The organism is Clostridium bowmanii, from assembly GCF_018861315.1.
GTDB lineage: Bacteria > Bacillota > Clostridia > Clostridiales > Clostridiaceae > Clostridium_AD > Clostridium_AD bowmanii.
The window spans coordinates 1-4,037 of sequence record NZ_JAHLDL010000074.1 but is presented as its reverse complement, the minus strand read 5'-3'; the positions used below and the strand labels follow the sequence as shown (position 1 = coordinate 4,037).

At 34.1% G+C, this 4,037-nt stretch carries 2 protein-coding genes and 1 pseudogene; all 3 read left to right on the top strand.

The annotated features are described in order from the left end of the window. The first annotated feature begins 264 nt into the window (after positions 1 to 264). The 3 genes and pseudogenes from KPL51_RS22710 to KPL51_RS22700 all read left to right on the top strand — a co-directional run bounded on the left by KPL51_RS22710 (position 265) and on the right by KPL51_RS22700 (position 3,823). Positions 265 to 909, top strand: a complete 645-nt coding sequence (locus KPL51_RS22710; RefSeq protein ID WP_216166649.1) for a VTT domain-containing protein — start codon at positions 265 to 267, stop codon at positions 907 to 909. A 54-nt stretch (positions 910 to 963) separates the two neighbouring features. Next, positions 964 to 1,215: pseudogene (locus KPL51_RS22705) on the top strand (phosphatase PAP2 family protein); the annotation flags it as partial. A gap of 265 nt (positions 1,216 to 1,480) precedes the next feature. Beyond that, on the top strand, positions 1,481 to 3,823 hold the full coding sequence (locus KPL51_RS22700) for an HAD-IC family P-type ATPase (protein ID WP_216166647.1): 2,343 nt from the start codon (positions 1,481 to 1,483) through the stop codon (positions 3,821 to 3,823). Positions 3,824 to 4,037: the final 214 nt, after the last annotated feature.

Sequence of the window (4,037 nt, the reverse complement as noted above, 5' to 3'; positions counted from 1 at the left end):
TTGGATTGTCTATCGCTAAATTGATTGTGGATATACATAAAGGAAGCATAAATGTAGAAAGTAAGGAAGGTATCGGAACAAAAATAATTGTAATATTGAACACCTAGATCTCAGGATTGGCTGTTTTCTAGGTGCATTTTTTATAAAATCACCTAATTCTTAAGCTAATCCTAAGACTATTTTAATCTGTTTTTCATATTACAAATATATAATATGAATAAGGGAAAGTATGCAGAAGAGTTAGATAACGAAAGGAAAAAAATCATGGATATTTCAATTAACTTTATAAATGGGATAATGCATATTGACAAGTATTTAACCTTAATAATACAACAATATGGAATATTAACATATGCTATTATTTTTCTAATTATATTCGTTGAAACAGGCTTGGTTGTTCTACCATTTTTGCCAAGTGACTCAATGCTATTTACAGCAGGTGCACTAGCAGGAATTGGATCAATGAATGTGTTTACTCTTCTGGTAGTATCATATCTTGCAGCAATACTTGGAGATACTTCTAATTATCATATTGGGGAAAAAATCGGGAAAAAGTTATTAGAAAAAGAAAAGGTAAGGTTTATTAACAAAGAACATATAAAAAAGGTTCAAAAGTTCTATAAAAAACGTGGGTCAATGACAATAGTTTTAGCAAGATTTATTCCTATAATGAGAACCATTGTACCTTTTATAGCTGGTATTGGAGAAATGAATTATTCTAAATTTATGCCGTACAATTTAATCGGTGATGGAGTATGGGTAAGTTTAGTTCTAGGCGGAGGGTATTTCTTTGGCAATATATCTTTTATAAAAGATCATTTCTCTTATGCGCTAATATCTATAATAATTATTTCAATACTGCCAGGAGTTATAGTGTTTATAAGAGAAAAGAGAAAAAAGTGGAAGTAGACCATAAAAATAAGGTTGCCATATAGAGAAAAGGATGAAAGGGGCATTAGGGTGCATTCCTTTCCTTCAGGACACACTTTATCATCCTTTGCGGTTGCGGAAATGCTGTCTATGTATTTTGCACAATATAAATTTGTATTTATGTCAATAGCATTTCTGATAGCCTTATCAAGATTATATTTATATGTTCATTACCCAACAGATGTTATAGCAGGATTTATAATTGGGATGTTATGTTCGAAAGTAATCTTTATTATTTTACAAGAAGGATACATCAGAAAGTTTGTCTCTTTTTTAAATTTATAATTAATTAAGTTTTAAATATAGAAAGCTTCCGGTTACCTTCGATTACATATTTGATAAAACTTTGGTTAGAGAAGTTGTAATAAAAAAAATAGATATTCTAATCAATAAAATATAATCATTATATTTATTGATTAAATATCGTATAAGGAGTGTATATTACATGGCTTTCCAAATACCACTATATGACAAATGAAATGAAACTAGTAACTATCCATAAGAGGCAGTATTTTCTGGAACTAAAATTATTATATAAGGAGGAGCTTAAATGTTATCTTATGAATCAGATTCACTGACGCAACCGGAAGGACTGACTATAGTACAAGTAGAAAAGCTAACTTCAGATGGTCAGGTGAATATCATACCAAACACAACAATAAAAACAACGAAACAGATATTAAAAGAAAACATATGTACTTTATTCAATTTATTAAATTTATTTATTGCAATTGTGTTATTCTCAGTACATGCATATTCTAACATGTTTTTCTTTGCAATCATTTTGCTCAATATCACGATAGGAATTGTACAGGAAATTACTGCACGAAATCTTGTAGAAAGTCTTTCTATCCTGAATGCACTTCAAGTAAAAACAATACGTGATAACGAATTACAGATAATTCCTGTCGATCAGTTAGTTTTAGGAGATATTATCCGGCTTCAGACAGGTGACCAGATTCCATCCGACAGCTGCATCGTTTCGGGGTCTATTGAAGTAAACGAGTCCCTGTTAACGGGAGAAGTAGATGAAATATTAAAAGAAGTCAATAATAGATTGTATTCTGGGAGCTATGTAGTCAGTGGCTTTGCATATGCTACAGTTGAACATGTGGGACTGGATAATTATTCTTCAAAGATTGCAACACAGGCAAAACAAGACCGTGGAATTCACTCTGAGCTGATTGATTCCATGAGGACGATTACCAATTTCACCAGTTTTATTATTGTTCCCCTTGGCATTATTTTATTTCTAGAAAGCTACTATTGGCACAGCAGTACGACGGTTATTGCCGTCACATCGACTGCTGCCGCGTTGCTTGGAATGCTTCCTAAAGGACTAGTTCTATTGATGAGCCTTTCCTCTGCAACAGGTGTCATAAAGCTATCAAAGAAAAATGTATTGGTTCAAGACATGCACTGTCTTGAGACTCTGGCTCATGTAGATATTCTTTGCCTTGATAAAACCGGAACATTGACAAAGGGTCAGATGGAAGTGGTAGATAAGCAAATTTTCCAACAAGTTTTTCAAGGCCATCCTTTTGAAGAAATAATGGGCAACTATGTTTATCAAAGTGACGACCACAATGCAACGATGGAAGCTGTGCGCGTAAGTTTTCCTTCTCATAAAAATCTGAATGTTTCTTATAAAATTTCATTTAGCTCCGATCGTAAATGGAGCAGTATCACATTTGAAGGTCTTGGAACTATTATCGTTGGGGCACCAGAACTTATATTGGCAGCTCAGGATGAGCACGAGGAACTGGAGAAAGCAACTCAGAATGGGAATAGAGCTCTGGCAGTAGGGATAACAATTCAGGATCTTACGAAAGATACGTTAAATCAGGTGGAAATTGAACCTTTGGCATTTTTCGTGTTTGATGATGCCATCCGTGAAAATGCTACTGAAACGTTAAACTATTTTAAAGAAGAAGGTGTCAATCTTAAAATTATTTCTGGGGATAATCCAAAAACAGTTGCTTCTATTGCGCAAAAGGTGGGATTTGAGAACAGTGAAGCATATATTGATCTGTCTCAACTGGAAACAGATGATGAACTAACCGATGCTGCAAAAAAATATAGTATTTTTGGTCGTGTCAGCCCTAAACAAAAGCAGCAATTAGTTCAGGCTTTTCAGGCACAGGGGCATACGGTTGCGATGACAGGTGATGGTGTAAATGACGTATTAGCGCTTCGTGAAGCAGATGTGGGCATTGCAATGTCATCAGGAAATGATGCTGCAAAACAGATTGCTGAATTGGTTCTCCTTGATTCAAATTTTGGATCCCTTCCAAGCATCCTTGGTGAGGGTCGACGAACTATTCATAATATTACTAAAGTGGCCTCTGTCTTTTTCATTAAGACTATGTATTCAGTTGTTTTGTCAATCCTGTGCGCTATTTTTGGTATTACATTTCCATTTTTACCAATTCAAATTACAATGAATGACTTAATTATTGAAGGCTATCCTGCTTTATTTCTATCATTTGAGGAAGATAACCGTAAAGTCATAACAAAATTTTTACCAACTGCACTGAAAAGTGCGCTGCCGAATGCATTGCTAGTTGTTTTTGATATTATAGCAGTCTATTTGATGACACCAGTACTTGGATTTTCTCAAACAGAATCCGTAACATTAATGTATTATTTAATGGGATTTGTAAGCATACTAGCTGTAATCAAAACATGTTTACCATTTAATAAATTAAGAGCTTTTTTGGCTGTTACTGATTTAATAGGTTATTATGTAGCCATATATTTATTCCGGCATATTTTAGGTCTTGGAACATTGACAGGCGCTACACTTCCGATATTTAGTATTCTTATTTTGGTTAATATTGCATTTCGCACGAAATCTTTGTATGAAGCTTGGAAAGGCAAGAAAAATTATTAATGATAATTCATCGACTTTCTCGTAGGTCATATTAGAACAATATATACGAATATAAATAGAATCACCAGAGATGGCGATTCTATCTGTGTCTTTTGAAGTATTATATTGTCATAATTCTTATCCTTTAGTGCGCCCGGCATGGGCGTTTACTCGTCGGTGAAAGTCCGATACGGGGGCTGATAGTGCCAACCGTTAGCTTAAGACAAGGGTGTCC